The organism is Rhizobium phaseoli (assembly GCF_010668805.1).
Lineage (GTDB): Bacteria > Pseudomonadota > Alphaproteobacteria > Rhizobiales > Rhizobiaceae > Rhizobium > Rhizobium phaseoli_A.
Genome location: NZ_WUFT01000016.1, coordinates 105,654 through 124,362 on the forward strand (window position 1 = coordinate 105,654; position 18,709 = coordinate 124,362).

The following is an 18,709-nucleotide window of genomic DNA, read 5'->3' on the forward strand; positions in this document are numbered from 1 at the left end:
CGTCGTCGTTGGAATGTGGCGCCTCAGAAACCGCCATGCCATGCGGCAACGCCCGCAAAAGTCTCAGTGCGGTATCGGCGTGGCCTACAACCCACCGGGGGAAACCTTGTGTGGCTTGCTCGGGGCGGTCTTTTCAGCCCGCTGCCGCGCCGGTCCTCCCGCGCTGACAAGATTATGCGCGGTGTTGATCAGGCCGATGTGCGAAAAGGCTTGCGGGAAATTGCCCAAGAGGCGGCAGCCGACGGTGTCGAACTCCTCTGCAAGTAGGCCTAGATCGTTACGAAGGCCGAGCAAGCGGTCAAACAACGTGTGCGCATCCTGCCGGCGCCCGGTGAGCACATACGCATCAGCGAGCCAGAAGCTGCACGCCAGGAATGCTCCTTCGTCGCCACCGACCCCGTCGTCGGTCCCGTTGGTGGAGTAGCGCATGACGAGCCCGCCCTGCAGGAGCTCCCGCTCCACTGCTGCGATTGTACCGGCAACGCGCGGGTCGTCGGCTGGTAGAAAACCGACCTGCGGCATCAGCAGTAGGCTCGCATCCAGCGTCTCACCGCCGTAATATTGGACGAAGCTGTTCTTTTTCTCATCGAAGCCCTTGGTGCAGATTTCCTCATGAATTTGTTGACGCACCTCACGCCACTTCGCCACCGGACCCTCAAGACCGTACCGCTCTGTGCAGACGACGGCTCGGTCGAATGCCACCCAAGCCATCATGCGCGAGTGAGTGAATGCACGCGCCTGCCCGCGGACCTCCCAAATGCCGCGATCCGGCGTTTGCCAAGCAGTCACCAGGTGAGCGAGCAGCACCTTTTGCAGCCGCCAGGCCTCCTCTTGCGGCTGCAGCTCGGCGTGGCGCGCTGCGTTGAGGGTGTCGATCAGTTCGCCATAGACGTCGATTTGCATCTGGTTGGCAGCGTCGTTGCCGATCCTGACGGGAGTGCTTCCTTCATAGCCTTTCAGCCAGGGCACTTCGAACTCAGGCAGCCAGCGCTCTCCGGCAATCCCGTACATGATCTGGAGTTGCTCCGGAGCGCCTGCCACTGCGCGCAGCAGCCATTTCCGCCAATCCTCCGCTTCCTGGCGATATCCCGAATTCAGCAATGCATATAGCGTCAGTGCTGAATCGCGCAGCCAGCAATAACGATAGTCCCAGTTGCGCGAGCCGCCGATCTTCTCGGGAAGCGAGGTGGTGGGCGCAGCGACGATCCCACCCGTCGGGGCATAAATTAGCATCTTAAGGGTGATGAGCGAGCGGACGACAGGTGCGCGCCACGCGTCCGGCATATCTTCAAAGCTTCCGTGCTTTACCCATTCCCGCCACCAGATTGTCGCTCGATCGAGTTCCTCCAAGCGATCGCGGACGAAGTGCGGCTGATCGTTCGAAGGGTGGTACGACATCGTCAATGGCACGGCGTCGCCGGCCGTCACGGAAAAGCGCGCACACGTCTTCATGTTGCGGCCTTTGAGCTTCAGGTCAGTATGGAGTTCGACGGCGTTGGGACCGGCAATCGCGCTCAGGCCGTAGTCCTTGCGCCGCACCCAAGGCACCGCCTGACCGTTTTCGAACCTCAGCACGAGTTCCATATCCATTTCGACAGTACCCGAAATACCGGTCACAATGCGGATCAAATCGACATGACAGTCGCCTTCGTTGATCGGCATGAAGTCCGTCAGCGTAACGGCGCCGGTCGCCGTCTCGAACCGGGTTTCCAGGATTGCAGTATCGGGAACGTAGCGCCGGCTCGTTTCGCTTTTACCGACTGGCGCGATCTTCCAGCGGCCGTTATCGGGGGTGCCGAGCAGTGCCGCAAAGCAGGCGGGAGAATCGAACCGCGGCAGGCATAGCCAATCGATTGATCCATCCCTACCCACAAGCGCTGCGGACAACATATTGCCGATTAGTCCATAGTCCTCGATGCGCCTCGCCATGTGCCAATCACCCACCATGCGCAAAGGAGGGGTAGTCGGTCATACCTCCATCCACAAAGATCGTCGTCCCGGTAATGTAGCTGGCGGCATCGGACGCCAGCATGACGGCAATGTTTGCGACATCCTCGGGTTCGCCAATACGGCCCAGTGGGATCTTCGTCAGTAAATCCCTGTAGCCCTCAGCATCCTGCCAGACCGCCTGATTGATTGGCGTGCGGATCGCTCCCGGCGCGACGCAGAGAACGCGAACGCCATGAGGCGCCGCTTCCTGGGCTAGCGACTTGGACATCATCGAGACGCCCGCCTTGCTGGCCGTATAAGCGCTGTAGCCGGCCCATGCGATCACCTCATGAACGCTTGTGGTGTTGAGCACCACGCCCGACCTCTGAGCGACCATGCGTTTCAGGGCTTGGTGGGCGCACAGATATGTCCCCTTCAGGTTGACGTCGATGACCTTGCCCCAGGCATCGGGATCGGCTTCCCAGCCGAACCCGTATTCGCCGTCGATACCCGCGTTATTGACCAATATGTCGATACCACCCCAGGCATCGTCAATGGCACTGAACATCGCCTCGACCGCTCCCGGGTCGCTGATATCAGCCATCAGTTGAAGGGCCTCGCCACCGGCGGCGGTGAATTCCTTCACGAGCGTATCGGATTGTTTTGGGTTGATCAGATAGTTGATCGCAACTCTTGCACCCTCGGCGGCGAAGGCTTTCGCGATCGCAGCTCCCAGACCGGAGTTGCCTCCTGTGACGAGAACACGTTTATTCGTCAGCCCGAGATCCATTCGCTGAATCCATCAACCGGCGCTTCACGCGCCACAACCGAGTAAACGCCAAGAGGAAGTGCGTTGTTCCGAGCCAGCGGACCGGCGTCAAGCCTATCAAAAGACGGAGGACGTCATGAATGGATGATCTATAGGATGATCAGGCTTCCGCAAGTCTCGAACCTTGCTGCTGCGATCTTTCGCAGGGCGTATCCAGCGCCGCAAAGCGCCGGGGAGCGCACGAGGAAGCAGAGCTCTTCATGCCAGTGTTTCATGCGCGCCGAGCCGCTCAGGCAGCTGCGCCTGTCGCCATATTATTGATCGACCTGCTTAATCTTGCACTGCGTCGGACGCTTGTCGGGGCGCCATCGAAGCAGCTTCGTGCCATGCCTGAACCGGTGGCCGGTCACATGGTCGAAGCGAACTTCGACAACCAGTTCTAGCTTCAATGGCTCCCAATCCGACGACCGACTTGTGCTCCATCGGCTTGGGCCACCCGGTGCCTTGCCGGTAAATCCCGCCCCGCCTCGCAGCGCTTCAAGTTTCGCCGTCAGTTCCGGTCGCTCGGCATCGGTGATCGTGGACGTGAAGCCAACATGGTCGAGCTCCCCTTGATCGTTGTAGAGGCCGAGCAGAAGAGAGCCAACGAGGTCGCTATTACGCTCATACCGAAAGCCGCCGACCACGCAGTCGACCGTCCTCAACCTCTTAACCTTCACCATGGCCCGCTCGCCTGGAAGGTAGGGCCCGTCAACGCGCTTGCACACGACGCCATCGGTATCAGCACCCGATGCCGACAGCCAGCGTGTTGCTTCAACGCGATCGCGCGTGAAGGGCGATAAGATCAGACGCCCTGGATTTACGGCATCCTTTGCAAAGGCCTCCAAAGCAGCGCGGCGAAACTCCAGGTCCTGATCAAGGATAGGAACACCATCGTGGGCCATCAGCATATCGAATACGACCAGTTTTGCAGGGGTTTGCGCGGAAAGTTTCCGGACGCGGCTTTCGGCCGGGTGCAGCCGCATCTGCAATGCGTCAAACGCAAGTTTGCCGTCGATGTCGATCACCAGTTCCCCGTCGACGACGAAACGCTCGGCCGGCAGTTTTGAAAAGAATTCTAAGACCTCGGGAAAATAGCGCCCAAGTGGCTTGCCCGACTTCGCCCGCAGGTCCGCGGCGCTGCCTTCCTTGAACACGAGACAGCGAAAACCATCCCATTTGGGCTCGAATTGCCAACCCGGGCCTTCTGGCAAGCCTTCGGCGGACCGGGCTTCCATTGGTTCGATCTCGAGGGACAGCCCAAACTTCGGCTCGCTTGACGCACGCATCACGAGGCCGCCATCGAGGATTTGGCAAACAGTAAAACCTGCTCCAGCCACTCGCCATGGCGATAATCTTCCAAAACTTTCGTCGTTTTTGGCAGCACCGGTTCCTCCTGCTGATGGGCTCCTAGCGCAATGCCCAAACGCAGACGAAGGTTCCAAGGCTGGCACCCTCGTCCGATAGTATCGGTCGAAAACTTCCTGCGTTTTAGCACACGGAAGTCGCCGGTGGGATGTAAACCGGGTAAGCAACTAACCAGCTCACCTGCCAGAATGTCCAATGTCCTCGGCGGTCACACTTCATGTCTCGACAAAAACGAACGATCGATCGGCCGTTTCAAGGAGCGTGTCTGCAACTGTACCGTAAGACAGATCCTCACCGGCACGCCTGCTCACGCCGAGAATGATGAGGTTGAACCGCCCGCGACGCGCGTGTTTGAGGATGGCAAGTTCCGGCGACGAGCCTGTCGACACGACCTTGTCGATATCAACCCCGTGAAAAGCAGCGATCTGATCGAGCTTTCGGAATGCGGCCCTGTGAGTGTCGCTCACATCGCTCACCCGGGATACCAGTGTTGCCTGCCTGGTCTCCCGGAAGTAGACGGCCGTGATCGTCGACCCGGTGGCTTTCGCGACAACGAGAGCGAATTCGGCAGCTTTCATCGATCGCTCAGTGCCGCTGACGGGCACAAGAATGCGAAGATCGGCGTCTTTTTCTGGCAGACGCCCACGCGATGTGATGATTGCTGTTGTGCCGGCGAAGGCCGAGATCATCGACGCCAGTCGATCTGCGTAACCGCCTTTTGCGCCCGTCGTAGGCTCGATCCCCACGAACATGAGATCGTGCCCCTTCTCCGAAGTCTCGGTCAGCACTTTGTGAAGCTCAGCGTCCTTCTTGCGGACGCTGATATGAAGTTCACCAACCGCCTCGCTGCTCTCCCCCACCGCCGCCTGAGTTTCAACGGCTTTCTCCGCGGTAGATTGAACGCGCTGACTGATCTCCTTGGCCCGACTGTCCGAGCCAGTGCCCGCATCAGGCTGCTTTTCTGCGGGGCTGTCATCCTCTTCGACATCGAGAACCGTCACCGGCATCTTTCTCAGCGCAGCAAAGTGACCTGAAAGTCGCGCAGCGAGGTCGCCGTTTGACGAATGATCGATGGCGAGCAGAATGCGTTCGAACTTCGACAGGAAGCTGTCCTTCTCAAAAGCCTCCGAGGCGAGCCGCTCCTTTTCTTCCTCGCGCATCGGCAACCGCGCCAACGCCCAGCGAAGGGTTGGCGGCATCGCCATTGTTGTCACGACTGCCATCGCAACGATGACCGAGAAGAGCCGCTGGTCCAGGACGCCCACCGACAAGCCGATTGAGGCAACGATTACCTCTGTCGAGCCACGGGCGTTCATGCCGCAGCCAAGCGCTATCGCTTCCGCGTTCGAAAAGCCTCCGATCTTCGATCCGACGAAGGCTCCGCCGAACTTGCCCAAACTGGCAATCAGGACCAATCCTACCGCAAGAAGCAACGTCGATGGATCGGCAAGCACACTCAAATCCGTATGAAGGCCGGTCAGGCCGAAGAAGACCGGCATGAACAGCGCCGTCGTCAATGCGCGCAGTTGTCCTTCAATCTGGCGTGTGAGGATCGGTGACTGACCTACCAGAATCCCGGCAACGAAGGCACCGAGCACGGTATGAACGCCGATTGCGTTGGTCGCGATCGCCATCGCGCCCATGATCGCGATGATGGCGCTCAGAACCGGTAAGTCACTCTTGAAATTGTCGTTGGTCCAGCGAATGATCTCGAACACTATGCGCCGCCCGATCGTAAAGCTGAACGCCATGAAGGCGAGCGTACCGATCACGCTTTGAGCGAGCGTGGAAAGATCAACCGTACCGTTTTTGGCCAAGCTGAATGTCACTGCGATAATGACCCAGCCGACGGTGTCGTCAATGATCGCGGAGGCGACGATGAGCTGTCCGACATTGCGACGCATAAAATCCATCTCGCGCACGACGGAGGCAACGATCTTGACTGACGAGATGGAAAGGGCTGTGCCGAGAAAGAGCGAGGTGACCAGACGTTCACCTGCGTTTGGCAGCAGAGCAGACGGCATAAACTCGCCGGCAGCAAATCCCAAGGCAAAGGGAATGGCGATCCCAGTTAGCGAGACGCCGGCCGCAGCGCGTCGCAATCGGATCGCCAGCGCGAGATCTGTTTCCATGCCGGCCAGGAGAAGGAGAAATAGGATGCCAAGTTGCCCGACCGCGTCCGTCATTGCCTTCTGGGTGTCTTGCTCTGGAAAAAGCGCAGACTGGGCGCCCGGCAACAGCAGTCCGAAGACGGACGGTCCAAGCAGAATACCGCCGATGATCTGGCCCATGATCGAAGGCTGGCCCATCCGGACCATCAGCTCGCCAAGCAGTCTCCCCACGACGACGAGCACAATGATCTGAATGAGGAACAAGGCCTCCGACGGAGCAGAGGATTTTTGTTCTGCCGCCCACGCCAGATTGTAGCTGACAAGGGTGCAGATCGCCATCAACGGCACCGTCCATGGGGATATCCGTGGCGAGTTTATGCTAGTTGTCATCAAGAGACGTCCCCCAGAATTCGATACCAAACGAAGAGTAGCCTTCACAGTTCCTTCCGCCGTGGCTTGACCAGGTTCAATTTGGCAAGCATCGCCAATCTCAACTGGGTGAAAGAAAGGGGGTATTCCCTAGCGCGCCGCCCCTATCGGGCGAATGATTTTCAAGGCCATGGAACTGCCGCAGCCCAAAATGAATTTCTTCTCGAAAGGAGTTGCGTCATGACCAACGAGCAATACTCGTCCGAGGAACTCGCAAAACGCTATCAGATCGGCGTTCAGCAAGCCGCGCGTTATATCGTGCGGTTCGGCGCCGATCGCAAAGAGTTGGATGCCCTTCTCGGTTCCTCCTCAAGAACGCCCATCCATCGAAGCGCCGAAATCGAGCGAACGGCCATCGACGTTGCAATCGGCTAAAGACCTACGAGGGGCCATCAAGTGAGTGAAGACAATCACCAGGGTCCCGAACGTCGCACGGTGCTTGCCGCAGACCGCACCATTTATGCGGCGGAGCGTACCTATGCCGCTTGGATGAGAACCGGGCTGACAGCGCTCGCAAGCGGCATCGGCGCGAAAGCATTGCTCGCAGACGTTGTTCCGGAGATCCTGATCGTTACGACTGGCACTATCCTTGTCGCCTTCAGTGCCTTTTGTTTTATCGTTGCCGTCATCAGGGAGTTTCGACCGGGGCCGCCCCCACCGGAGCCTGACGTGAAAAAGATACCGAGCGTCTTGCTTTTAGTTGTCAGCGGCTTCCTGGTCATCGTTTCCATTGCCACACTATTTGGGGTCTGGTTCGGGCGCTCGGGCTCCCCGGGGTGAACGGTGCCCGGATTGTGCCCCCACTTCGAAGACGCGAGCTCTTCAACCCGACGCCAACGTAACGGCGGTCAGTTGAACAAGATTGACATCGAACCTCTGGGGCCACCGGGCAATGTTTGCTAACACCCCAAGGCGCGTTTTGAATGCTCCCGGGCTTTACCGCAGCAAACAGGCAGGCCGGAACAGGAGGCCATTGACACGTTTCGATCAAGGTCTGACGCGGGTTGCGGAGACATTTCGGCTGCGCAGCACCACATCACGCCGTGGATTTGATGGCCTGAGCGACGCGGCACTGTGAGCGCGGCGACGCGTCGACGGTCGACCGGCTATTCAAACAGAATGATACTTGAAGGAGTTGGCGGCATCGGTATGACCGTGACGCCGGCAAGACCAGCCTGTCTTGCCATCTCAGTCAGCTCACTTTGCGTATAAGCCTGGCCCGCCGGGGTACTGGCGAGCATTTCCCAGGAGAACGCTGCCGGAAAAGGCGGCGACACGCGATCCTCGTGCGGCACGAAATCGACCGCGACAATCCGACCATCCTCTGCAAGGCTCGCGATGATCTTTCGCAACAGCTGGGCGCACGCCGGCAGATCGAAGTGGTGCAGGAAATTTGGAAGCAGGACGAGATCATAACCCGTGCCCCACTCGACATCGAAGGCACTGCCGGCAATCGTCCGATATCTGTCAGCCACCCCGGCCTTTTCCGCATTCTGCTGCGACAGCTCCAATACGGCGGCCCAATCGATGGCGACTATCTCCGCCGATGGAAAGGCTTTCGCAATTTCGATCCCGAAAATGCCCGGACCTGCAGCGATGTCCAAAACCTTTTTGGGAGACCTCGGCCAGCCGGAGATTTCACCAGCCAGTATTTTGGCGCTGAGCCCGGTAAAGGAGCCCATGCCGCGCGCAAATTTCAACCAGACGGGATTGTCTGACGACATGTTCGCAAGCCCGGCCGAACCCCCGTTTCGTACGATCGCGGCCGGATCGCGCAGAAAATTATCAAGTATTTCGGGTGCGGCGACGAACTCGACAGCGGAGCCCATATAGGCCGGCGAATTGCGATCGAGGAACATTCTGGTCGCCGGAGTCATCCGGTACTCCCCACTCTCCTTTGTCAGAAAACCGTTGACCACAAGGTAGTCGCACAGGATGCGCACTCCACGCTCCGAGGCGCTTGTTGCCGACGCCAGCAAGGCTGCCGTTTTGCCCTCGCCGATATGTGTAAACAGATCAAGCTCGATAGCGGCCCTGATCGCCGCCGTCTTTCGGCATGCAAACAGTGCATCGACCACGAGTTCGGGGGACACGACGCCGGCATTGGCGTCCTCGACGATTGTTTCCATTGGGATACCCCGGAGCCCTGATCGTTCTTCCCTGGCAGCGCCAGCCGCAGAATTATGTGTACCTTGGCATATTCTACAATACTTACCGCCCTAACCTTATCAGGTGCGGCCGCCGACGTTGTGCGATTTCTCCTCCTCGCCCGCAGGCTGCAGCGCGAACCGCACTCTTGGTCCACTCGAAAACATTGGGGCGGACCTTTCGATCCGAGGGGGCCACGCGTCCTGGAACCTTACAAGTATTTAACTGTTCATGAGCAGCAGCTAATGCGAGCACTCGTTACGTGCAAACGTGAGGTATCTGATGCAAGCTTCGTTACACCGCTACGCGACGCCGTTCATTACCGGGCTATTTCTTGTGTCGTTGGTCTCCGGGATTGCTCTCTTCTTCCACATTGGGCCAGGCGCTTTCCATGGCATGCATGAATGGCTAAGCATGGTCCTGATCCTGCCGTTCTTGCTGCACCTTTGGAAAAATTGGCGATCTTTCTCCAACTACTTCAGCCGCACTCCGATGGCGGTAGCACTCGCGATCTCGTTGGCGGCCGCCCTTTACTACTTCATTCCGACTTCGCATCCGGAAGGACGCAGGGCTGGGGGTCCGCCGCAGATTGCGTTCGCCAGCGTTATCCTCAAGAACCCGCCTTCCCAGGTTGCTTCCCTTTTGGGAAAGCAGACCGAAGACTTGGTCACAGGACTGCAAATGGACGGGTTTTCGGCGGCATCGTCTGACCTTTCCATGACAGAGATTGCATCACGCTCCGGGAAGAATGAGGCAGAATTAGTGCAAAGCCTATTGCGCCACTCCCGCGAGCCTTGAAGGGGAGTGCAAATGCTAACAGGATCCTGTTCCTCTTGCGTTATTGCTGCCAAGGTTTGACGCAAGGCCACTCATCGTGTCTTCACGGACGGGCCCGAGAGCGCCGGGATGTGCCACCTACCATGAGCAACGTGCCGCCCGATCATGCATTTAGCGCTGCTCCCCATGTGGTTTGCTTCGAAAGAGTGACGGACTGTGATGTAAGCAACGTCTTTCGGAGGTCCACGGTCGGCATAAGCATATGCCGAACATGGAATGCCTGAAGGTGGATTGCCCTGCATTGGGTCGAAGTCATACGGTTTGCTACGTCATGACACGCACCCGGTAGAATTGTCGGCGGGTTGGCTGCGGATAGGTTAGTCGGGTTCCCTCGCATTCATTTGTGCAGAGCGAAAACCGCCACTTCGGTGATCAACCTACATATCTGATTTTGGGGGGAACCCCAGATCGCCATCTGACCGCATTTCCGCAATCCGGAGGGACCCGAGCACCACGGTGCGCAACTCCACCCGTGACACGACGACCCGTCCTTGACGGTTCTGATATCTGGGAGATTTCCGGAAGGTCCTAAAGACTGCCGTTCTGACTTCTGCGGTCCGCTCATGGGCTAGATCATGTTAAATAGTGCATTCATAAGAACCGATAGGCCGCTTGCTTCCGAACGATCCGCCGCGTTAAAAAATTGCGGCCAAGCATGTCGGATACTCTATTACCCGAGCGTCATGATGAAGCTCACCGATTTTGAGCCATTTTTTCCTGTTCATGAAGGTGCCCCAATGCTCCTCGATTCCATTGCCGACAAGCTTCCCGCAGCGGAGGACCAGAGTGCGCGCAACAGACTGGTCATCGGCCTGCTTGTGGTGTCCGCCTTCGTGGTTATTCTCAATGAAACCATCATGGGCGTCGCGCTGCCGCACCTGATGGCCGATCTAAAGATCTCCGCGACCATGGCGCAGTGGCTGACCACAGCCTTCATGCTGACGATGGCCGTCGTCATTCCGGTGACCGGCTATTTGCTGCAACGGCTGAACACGCGGCCAGTGTTCATGTTGGCCATGTCGCTGTTCAGCGGCGGCACGCTAATTTCCGCGCTGTCGCCGGGCTTTTCCATGCTGGTCTTCGGGCGAATCGTGCAGGCTTCAGGCACTGCGATCATGATGCCACTCTTGATGACGACAATCATGCATCTGGTGCCACCGCAGTCGCGGGGTAAGACGATGGGCAACATCTCGATCGTCATCTCGGTGGCGCCCGCCATTGGCCCCACGATCTCGGGCCTCATCTTAAGCGCGTTTCACTGGCGCTGGCTGTTCCTCCTCGTTCTGCCGATCGCTCTTGCAGCGCTCGCGCTCGGTGCATGGAAGATCAGCAATGTCACGGAACCGAGGGAGGCGCCGATCGACGTCCTGTCCATTCCGCTCTCCGCGGTTGGTTTCGGCAGCTTCGTTTACGGCTTGAGCGGTTTGGGTGAGGCCGCGGTCCACGCGCCGGTCGTCTCACCCTGGATTCCGCTCGCGCTAGGGTTGGCCGTTATCGCGGTCTTTATCGCGCGGCAACTGCAGCTTCAGAAACAGGATCGGGCTCTGCTGGATATGCGTACCTTGACGATAAAGGCATTTGCCATCCCTGCGGTGATGATGGCTATCTTGATGATGTCGATGTTTGGCGTCTTCATCTTGCTGCCGATCTATCTGCAAAACGTATTGGGGCTGAGCACGCTTCAGACCGGCCTATTGCTACTTCCCGGCGGCTTAATCATGGGGCTTTGCGCGCCTACGGTCGGAGGCCTGTTCGACAGGCACGGCCCCATGCCGCTCGTCGTACCGGGCGCCATCCTGTTCAGCCTGCTGATGTGGAGCCTAACATTTATTCAGCAGGGAACATCATTCTGGTTACTGCTGATCGCCCATGTCATCCTCAGCATCGGTCTCGCGTTGATGTTCACGCCTCTGTTCACCGCTAGCTTGGGCGCCCTTCCCCCAAACCTCTATTCGCATGGAAGCGCAATGATCGGCACGACGCAACAGGTTGCCGGCGCGGCCGGTACCGCCCTTTTCGTCGCGGTCATGACGATGACCAGCTCGAGTGTAGCAATAACCGACAACGTCACAATTGCAGCGGCAACGACTGCCGGAATTCGGGCCGCATTCTTCTGCGGCGCGATCATCTCCATCGCAGCAGTCGTAACGGCCTTTTTCATCAAGAAGCCGACCGCGGCAGGGCCGACTGAAAGAGCTCTCGGCTGAAAAACGTCGAGCGTGGTGTTAAGCGGCTCAGTGGACAAAGGCACAGACACATACGCCAGTCATGAATATCTGCCAAACCATGACGGGATCGGGAAGCTTCTCTTCAGGAGGGATTTCGCGCCTCGACGCTTTCTGGTCTGCTTGGTCGTTGAAAAGAGAGGGCAATCATCCTTTTCCATCCCAGATAGCAAAAGCGCAACCATGGGAATGAGGCCAAGGTCGCTCAAGAAGGTTTTAATCTCGTGATCTAGTGAAAGGCAAATGGCGACGCGAGCCTCAAGATGGCCGGGCGGATTATCCAGCCATTGGAGCTGGCAGCGAGGACGCATTGCTGCGGTGATCGATCCGACGCTCACAGTTCGATGGAACTTTTATCGCATCGGCGCGTTGGGCGCGAGGATGCGTTAGGCCCGCTCCCAGCAACCTAGCGCACCCTCCTTTCCACGTATGGACTCTCGCCCCGCGAACTCGCGGGGCTTTTTTTGAGGGTGGTTCGGGCCGTTGTTGAGATAAAATTTGGGCGTGTAACTATTGTCTTGGTCAGGCGGCATGCGGCGCGGACCATGAGCACCCGCTATCTGGGGAGCGCCAGAAGCGATATCGACAGTTCCATTGCCGGAATGTGCATTGCCGCCTTTATGATCAAACTCCAAGAGGCGACGGAAAATACTATCGCCACAACCCTGATCCCGACCGTCTCCAACATCTTCTCCGCCCCAGTATGTTAATCAAGCTCCTCGCATGGTGCTGATGCTATCAAGATGCAAACCGGTCCGCCATGGCGAGATTTTGTAGATCCAAACGTATTTCTACGTCTATCGGAATTGCTTCGGGCGATTCAAACAGCCGGCCGTCTTTGTTACTCCACCGGCTTCTCCGTCAAATATTGACGATAGTCTGGGAACCATCCGGAGCGCAGCATGTTAGAGGTCCGGAATCGCGCAGGTGGACCAATGACCAGAGCTATCGCAGTTTCTGCCTGCACGATCCCATATGATGAACTCCCCTTTTTCCCGAACTGCCCCGCTTCGGCGGGGCTTTTTTTGGCCGTTGGCGCTTAACGGAAAAGGACTGCGACCGCATTCGACGGTACGACTTTTGTGGCATGTGGCTCCGCACCTGACTCGAAAGTCCAGCGAAAATCCAGCTTGAAGGATTGAGAGCAGGCCGCTCACAACTGGGCGGCCCTTAGCCTATCTGTTTCGCCAGTTACTCGACTTGAATCTCGGCCGTTTCTCGACCGTGCTATTCCAGTGTGCTTTGCTTGCTAATGGACGATAGCGCGGCTGACTGGCTTTTAACCCTACGCATGCCTCCGATGAAAATCCCGGCCAGCCAACGGCTCAGAACCAGGTTCGGACCTTTTCGCGGCAGCGCCCCCAGAGGCTTTGTCGTTCAAGGGCCTCCTCTCGCTGACTGTCCGATGTTTCAGATCAACCTCTCGAGATTTAACAGCGGTGGGAACACACGCACGATCTGAAGGTTCCATCGTCGAGAGATCGGAGATTTATCATGCGATGGCGTTCTTTGCTGACCGACTTGGGTACGTGGACCGCAAGTCCGTACGCATTTGCGATCGTCGTCGTCTATGGATTTTCATGGCTGATCTTCAGTCGCGAAACACTGGAATGGCACGGGCTTGCCACCCTGATCACATGGGTAATGACGTTGTTTATCCAGCGTGCCGAACACCGAGACACGCAAGCGATCCACGCCAAGCTTGACGAACTTCTTCATGTCCACGGCGATGCGAGAAACGAGATCACCCAGCTCGACGAGAAGGAGCCCGAGCAAATTGAGCAGTTTCGCGAGGGCCACACGAGTTCCGACTAGCAGACTGCGTTTCTTGATGATCGGCGCAGATCTGTCGGAGCGATTGTTGCGCCATCACCGAAAGACGGTTTATCCAGTTTCTGAAACCTGCATCCGAGGGTCACGATGTGGCGGCAGAGCGTCAGCGCAGTTACATGATTGCGGCATTGGCTAAAGATCAACCGACTGCTCGCGTCGGACTCAATCCCGATATGTGTCCAGGCGGCCGAGTCAGGTCCGATTGGAGTGCCGCCACGAAATGTTGGTTGGTCCAATGGCCCCTAATGCCGACAAACCTTGCCAATCATGGATGCAAGTTCGTCGCCCCAAATGATCAGATAACTCCGATCATCGGCTCTGACCAAAACCTCAAGAGCTGGAATGTCGTCGGCATGCTTGCCTGCGTATTCGATAGCTTTTCTAAGAGAGCCGAAGGTCCGGGTCGGAGTGCGATCAAGCCAGCTATGCACTGTACTTGGGGAGGTCGCATATATCGAAAGCTTGTCTGTCATCGCGGAGCCGTGAAATGCAATTAAAGCGGTAATAGTTTTAATACTCCAAATCATCCGAGTAGACGACTGTAACGCACAAAACTGGTTATCTCCCTGTTAACGAATGGTGCTGTTGCGTTTACCTTCCGCGCAATTCACCGAATGCCGTTGACGCTAAGCTCTATCAAGACATAGGTTCCGACGAAACAGCGCATCGAGTGAGAAGCAATGGTGTCGCCTGCGCAGTCCTACAAACTGCTCGCAGATGTCGCGGGCGGCCGCCAGCTCACCAGAGGAAGACCCCGCCTGAGCGGGGACTAGTAAATGGGGTGGTTTCTAATCAGACTGCGCCTTTTGGCGCGGCAATGTACAGTCTGATCAAACGTTCATCCCTTTGCAATAATATTAGTTTTTGAACAGCCCGTTCCCCCGATTGCTGAGCGTCTGCCAATATTTTGTTGGCCGTGGTCAGCGGGCGGCAAAGGTGAGAACGGGACCTTCGGCATGGCTCACCTGATCAGACTTTTCCGCTCCACCTGTCTTTTTGAAGCAGCGCGGCGCTCTTCAGGCCACGTGCATGGATAGGCCAAAATGTGCGATCATCTGAGAAGCAATCTGCGGCTTGCCGAAAAGGTAGCCTTGCCCCGTTTGGCATTCGAGCTGTCGAAGCAACGCCTTCTCCTCCTCGCCTTCCACGCCTTCTGCGACAATCTCAAGGTTGAGACCGCGCGCCAGATACACGATTGCTTTGACGATTTCCAGAACCCCTTGAGCCCCGGTCATTCTGCGGACGAATGATTGGTCGATCTTGAGTTTGTCGAGCGGAAGATCGGCAAGGTAGCTCATTGAAGAGTAACCAGTTCCGAAATCGTCCAGTGCAAGTGAAACGCCGATTGCGCGGGCAGCCGCCATCTTGCTGATTGATCGGCCACTATCGTCAAGGAAGACGGATTCGGTAAGCTCAAGACAAAGCCTGGATGCAGGCAATCCGCTGGTCGACAAAGCGAGGCGAACTTCAGCCTCAACATCGGAGCGGTCGAACTGAACAGGCGACATGTTGACCGAAACCATGCCGAACGGCCAGCGCGAAGCCTCGGCGCAGGCTTCCGTCAACACCCATCGGCCGATATTGCAGATCAATCCCGAAGATTCGGCAATTGGTATAAATTCTACCGGCGAAATAACGCCAAGCTCCGGATGACGCCATCGCAACAGCGCCTCAGCCCCGACGAACTCTCCGCTCGAAAGATCGACCTGCGGCTGATAGAGAAGGAAGAATTGTTGGTCGCCCAGGGCAGCGCGCATGTCGGCCTCGAGCCGTCGCAAGCGAGCCTGCCGAAGAGCAGTCGCTGGATTGTAGATCGACCAGGGTTCCGTGGTCTTTTTCGCGGTATCGAGGGCCGACTCGGCAGCGCGGAGCGCGCTTTCGGCGCCCAATGGCCCGGCCTGCGCGAAACCCAGTCGAACGGCGATAATCACGGACATTCCATCAATAACAACAGGCTCCTCGAAGGGGCTTAGAAGCCCCTCTGCGTAAAGCGTGGGATCATCCTCTATCGTAGAGTGGACAGCAAACAATGCCCCCTCGATACGCCCAAGCAGGCCATCAGGAAAGTTTGTTTCAAGGCGCGCTCCGACGGCCCTCAATAGTGCGTCACCGACGTCTCGTCCAAGGGCGGCACATATATCCGAAAAGCGCTCGATCTCGAGAACCACGACGAGGCCATTACGTCCTTCGAGACGTGAAAGGAACTCTCGGCGGTTGAGAAGCCCGGTGCGGTCGTCCTCCTCCGACATCCTCTTGAGCTGGACTTGATACCTCTTCTGTGCCGTGACGTCGCGGATAATGATACAGCCACAGAACGAATGCACCGCCTTCGGATCGGGTCCCTCGACCGGTGAAAGAGTAATGCAGGCTTCATAGGCAATTTGGTCCTCGCCACAATACGTCACGAATTCGACGACATCGGTGTGAATACGGCCGGAATCGACATCATAACGGGCTATGAGGCTGGCAACGGCCTCCGTCACCGAGCGTTCCGGACTGGTCAGCAGATCAGCGCCGGCGCTGAGCCTTAAGACCGCTTTGGCGGATACGCTGATATCCGCAATCTTCATGTCGCCGGTGAAGGCCACGATGCCGTCAGAGCTGTCTGCAATGATGCGTCGCATCAGCCGCCTAGTATTACGTGCATCGATGCTGGCAAATGTCGCCATCATCTGGCCGAGATCGATACGTTCGTTGAGAGCGAGCACCCATGCGAGAGCGAGCAGCATCCAGTAGACAGTTGTCCCGCCGACGAGCGCAAAATCTTTTTGAAGGCAGAAAGCCACTGCTTCACTTACCAGCCCCATGGCGAGCAGCAGAAGCGATATTTTTGCCATACCCGCCATTCGAGACGAGAAAATAGCGACGATCAGGATAGCCGCTACCAGAAGATCGATCGGTACCTGATCGTATCCTCGTAGAGTGCGGTTTTGAAGAAGGGTTTCGGCCGCAAGAACGTGGAGCAGCGGGCCGACAATCGAGCCCTTAAGAGGTACCGGAAATATGTCCTTTAGTTCGGCCGCCGAAGCCCCGACGACGATCGAACGACCCTCGAGTTGCTCGTCAGCCACCTTTCCGGAAAGAACATCGACCAAGGAGTAAGTCGGCACACTTGCCTGTCGGATCGAAAAGTCGATCAACCGCCGTCCGGAGGTGTCAGGACTACCGCTGAGGGCGGCGGCGGCCGATTGGGTGGACCTTCCATCGAACTCGTTTCCGAGGTCGAATCTGCGAACGATGCCATCAGCGTCCATGGTGACATTCGCGAAAACCGGCCAGGCATTCGCAAGCAAAGCAGCGATCGGCTTCGAAATTTCCGTTTCGGATGATGATGCGGCAACTTTCTGACGGAAGAGGGGTAGCAGGACCCCGCCGCCGGCCGTCTCGAGCGCCGATGCGAGAGCGCCGTCTTCGGCGGCGTTAGAGGGCGTCGAAAAGTCAATATCGAGAAAAATGTCCGCGGCGTTTGCAGCCGTCAGCTTCTCCAGAAGCTTCCCATATTGACTGCGCGGCCATGGCCAGATGCCGACAGCGTCGAGAGTACGCTTGTCTATGGCAATAAAGACGATCTTTCCGGAAGCATCGCGTGGCGCCCATTCAAAGCGCTTGGCAATGAGACCGTCATCCAATTGTGTGACGGCAGCGATTTTACTGGCAACCACCGGAAGCGCTAGCATCGCCGCAATCAGCAGGGCACGCAGAGCGATAGGGCCAGCTCCTGCAGAGGCAATTTGCCGGAGAGACGAAGCCAAAGCCCTCACTTCTTGCCCTTGCCGTTTCCGTGGTTGCCGCCGTTGCCGTTTCCGTCGTTGCCCTTACCCTTGCCGCCTCCGTTGCCGTTATTACCGGTGTTGTCGCCACCGCCGTGACTGCTGTGGTTGGAGTCGGCGGAACCGCCACCGTTTCCGCTATTGCCGCCGCTGCCGTGGCCGTTATTCCCACCGCCGTTGGCGTGGCCGCCACCATTGCCGCTACTGCCGGAATTTCCTTTGCCGCTGCTATTCCCCCCGGGCGTATTTTCGCTGGTCCCTCCTGCTCCTTTGGAGGACTTGCTGTTATCCGGTGCCGTCTCGGCCTGACCTGCCAAATTGGCCGCTCCCACAGCCGGAACGACTGCAACGGAGGCAGGAACGGACGCGATCGAAGGTCTTGTGATCGAGCCTGCGACCGTCATACCGGTCCGCCGATCCACGGATGCACTCTGGCGCGGGCCGACGTTCGCCCGTTGGCCGCTCGCGAATGATGTAACCTGCACAAGGCCGCGATCGACTGCGACCGATGCCTTGGTTTTGCCAACTGTGACATGAAAGATCGTTCCCTTCACGACGGCTGCGAGGTAAGGCGTTTGAACCGTCGTGTGCGGCTGGCTCAGCTTCTCGATCTCAAGATCAAGTGCTCCGGTTTGCTGCACAATTTCCGTCTTCCGGTAGGTAAAAACTCCCCCCGCCTTCGTCGTGATGGACGCGGCCGTATTGGGCTGCAATCCAATGCTCTCGACCCCGCGGACAAGCTGGGCGCGGCCGCGAGGCCCAGTCGAGACCCAGGCGCCGTTTGGAACGACGTCACCTGTGCGCAAGTCCTTCCAGCTATTGCGGTCAGTGGTGACTTTTACCTGGCTCGTTGCCTTGGCAACTTGCCAGTCCTCGCTCGCAGCAAACACCGCGCTCGGCATCAAAACAACAGCAAGAAGAAAAATGCGCAAAGTTACGAACATTGGAGCCCCCATTTTCAAAGGATTTACGCACACGCTAATTAACAATCCTTTGAAAAATCAATGCGAAATTGGAGGCGGATCGCACGGGGAGGCAACGCGCAGTCCGAGCGGTGCTGTCGAGCGCCTCACAGCGAAAACGGAACAGCCACAAACCGATGTGCCGTCCCCAATACACCATTCAAACTGCGCTCCTATTCCAGCTTGTCTTCGGCGCTACTGCCGAAAGAAATGGAGTGAGCATGCCCAAACGCGATCATTTCAGCGGAAGATCCTCTCAATTTGCGAGGTCGACCAAGATTGATTATTG

The 18,709-nt window shown here is 57.6% G+C and carries 13 protein-coding genes; 6 read left to right on the forward strand and 7 right to left on the reverse strand.

The annotated features are described in order from the left end of the window. Positions 1-84: 84 nt before the first annotated feature. The 4 genes from GR197_RS23335 to GR197_RS23350 all read right to left on the reverse strand — a co-directional run bounded on the left by GR197_RS23335 (position 85) and on the right by GR197_RS23350 (position 6,555). Positions 85-1,929, reverse strand: a complete 1,845-nt coding sequence (locus tag GR197_RS23335; protein ID WP_164013854.1) for a glycoside hydrolase family 15 protein — start codon at positions 1,927-1,929, stop codon at positions 85-87. A gap of 7 nt (positions 1,930-1,936) precedes the next feature. Continuing rightward, entirely contained in the window at positions 1,937-2,719 is a 783-nt protein-coding gene (locus GR197_RS23340; RefSeq protein WP_164013856.1) for a glucose 1-dehydrogenase, read from the reverse strand. 293 nt (positions 2,720-3,012) lie between these two features. Continuing rightward, positions 3,013-4,026 (reverse strand): ATP-dependent DNA ligase, encoded by a 1,014-nt coding sequence (locus tag GR197_RS23345; RefSeq protein ID WP_164013858.1) that lies wholly within the window; start codon positions 4,024-4,026, stop codon positions 3,013-3,015. 294 nt (positions 4,027-4,320) lie between these two features. Then, on the reverse strand, positions 4,321-6,555 hold the full coding sequence (locus GR197_RS23350) for a cation:proton antiporter (RefSeq protein ID WP_246724669.1): 2,235 nt from the start codon (positions 6,553-6,555) through the stop codon (positions 4,321-4,323). Positions 6,556-6,687: 132 nt separating this feature from the next. Here GR197_RS23350 and GR197_RS23355 point away from each other — a divergent pair, with 132 nt between their 5' ends. Continuing rightward, entirely contained in the window at positions 6,688-7,020 is a 333-nt protein-coding gene (locus GR197_RS23355) for a hypothetical protein (protein ID WP_164013862.1), read from the forward strand. 21 nt (positions 7,021-7,041) lie between these two features. Beyond that, positions 7,042-7,425 carry a DUF202 domain-containing protein gene (locus tag GR197_RS23360; RefSeq protein ID WP_164013864.1) on the forward strand — a complete coding sequence of 128 codons (384 nt, stop codon included), beginning with the start codon at positions 7,042-7,044 and terminating at the stop codon, positions 7,423-7,425. Positions 7,426-7,751: 326 nt separating this feature from the next. On the opposite strand, the gene GR197_RS23365 is transcribed toward GR197_RS23360, so the two are convergent. Further along, positions 7,752-8,774, reverse strand: a complete 1,023-nt coding sequence (locus GR197_RS23365) for a class I SAM-dependent methyltransferase (RefSeq protein ID WP_164013866.1) — start codon at positions 8,772-8,774, stop codon at positions 7,752-7,754. A 301-nt stretch (positions 8,775-9,075) separates the two neighbouring features. Between GR197_RS23365 and GR197_RS23370 the strand changes: the two genes are divergently transcribed. From GR197_RS23370 to GR197_RS23385, 4 genes are all read left to right on the forward strand, one after another. After that, the gene (locus GR197_RS23370) at positions 9,076-9,591 is read left to right on the forward strand and encodes a DUF4405 domain-containing protein (RefSeq protein WP_164013868.1); all 516 of its coding nucleotides are present in this window, start codon (positions 9,076-9,078) and stop codon (positions 9,589-9,591) included. Between the two features lie 725 nt (positions 9,592-10,316). Next, on the forward strand, positions 10,317-11,837 hold the full coding sequence (locus tag GR197_RS23375) for a DHA2 family efflux MFS transporter permease subunit (RefSeq protein WP_246724670.1): 1,521 nt from the start codon (positions 10,317-10,319) through the stop codon (positions 11,835-11,837). A 563-nt stretch (positions 11,838-12,400) separates the two neighbouring features. Further along, a complete protein-coding gene (locus GR197_RS23380; RefSeq protein WP_164013870.1) occupies positions 12,401-12,565 on the forward strand; it encodes a hypothetical protein in 165 nt (54 codons plus the stop codon). Positions 12,566-13,349: 784 nt separating this feature from the next. After that, complete coding sequence (locus GR197_RS23385; protein WP_164013872.1) at positions 13,350-13,670, forward strand: low affinity iron permease family protein; 321 nt, start codon at positions 13,350-13,352, stop codon at positions 13,668-13,670. 1,034 nt (positions 13,671-14,704) lie between these two features. On the opposite strand, the gene GR197_RS23390 is transcribed toward GR197_RS23385, so the two are convergent. Together GR197_RS23390 and GR197_RS23395 are read right to left on the reverse strand one after the other, a co-directional pair. After that, positions 14,705-17,449 (reverse strand): EAL domain-containing protein, encoded by a 2,745-nt coding sequence (locus GR197_RS23390; RefSeq protein ID WP_348643293.1) that lies wholly within the window; start codon positions 17,447-17,449, stop codon positions 14,705-14,707. After that, positions 17,446-18,402: a FecR domain-containing protein gene (locus tag GR197_RS23395; protein WP_164013874.1), complete on the reverse strand. Its 957-nt coding sequence runs from the start codon at positions 18,400-18,402 to the stop codon at positions 17,446-17,448. The genes GR197_RS23390 and GR197_RS23395 overlap by 4 nt, the downstream gene beginning before the upstream one ends. Between the last annotated feature and the right edge of the window lie 307 nt (positions 18,403-18,709).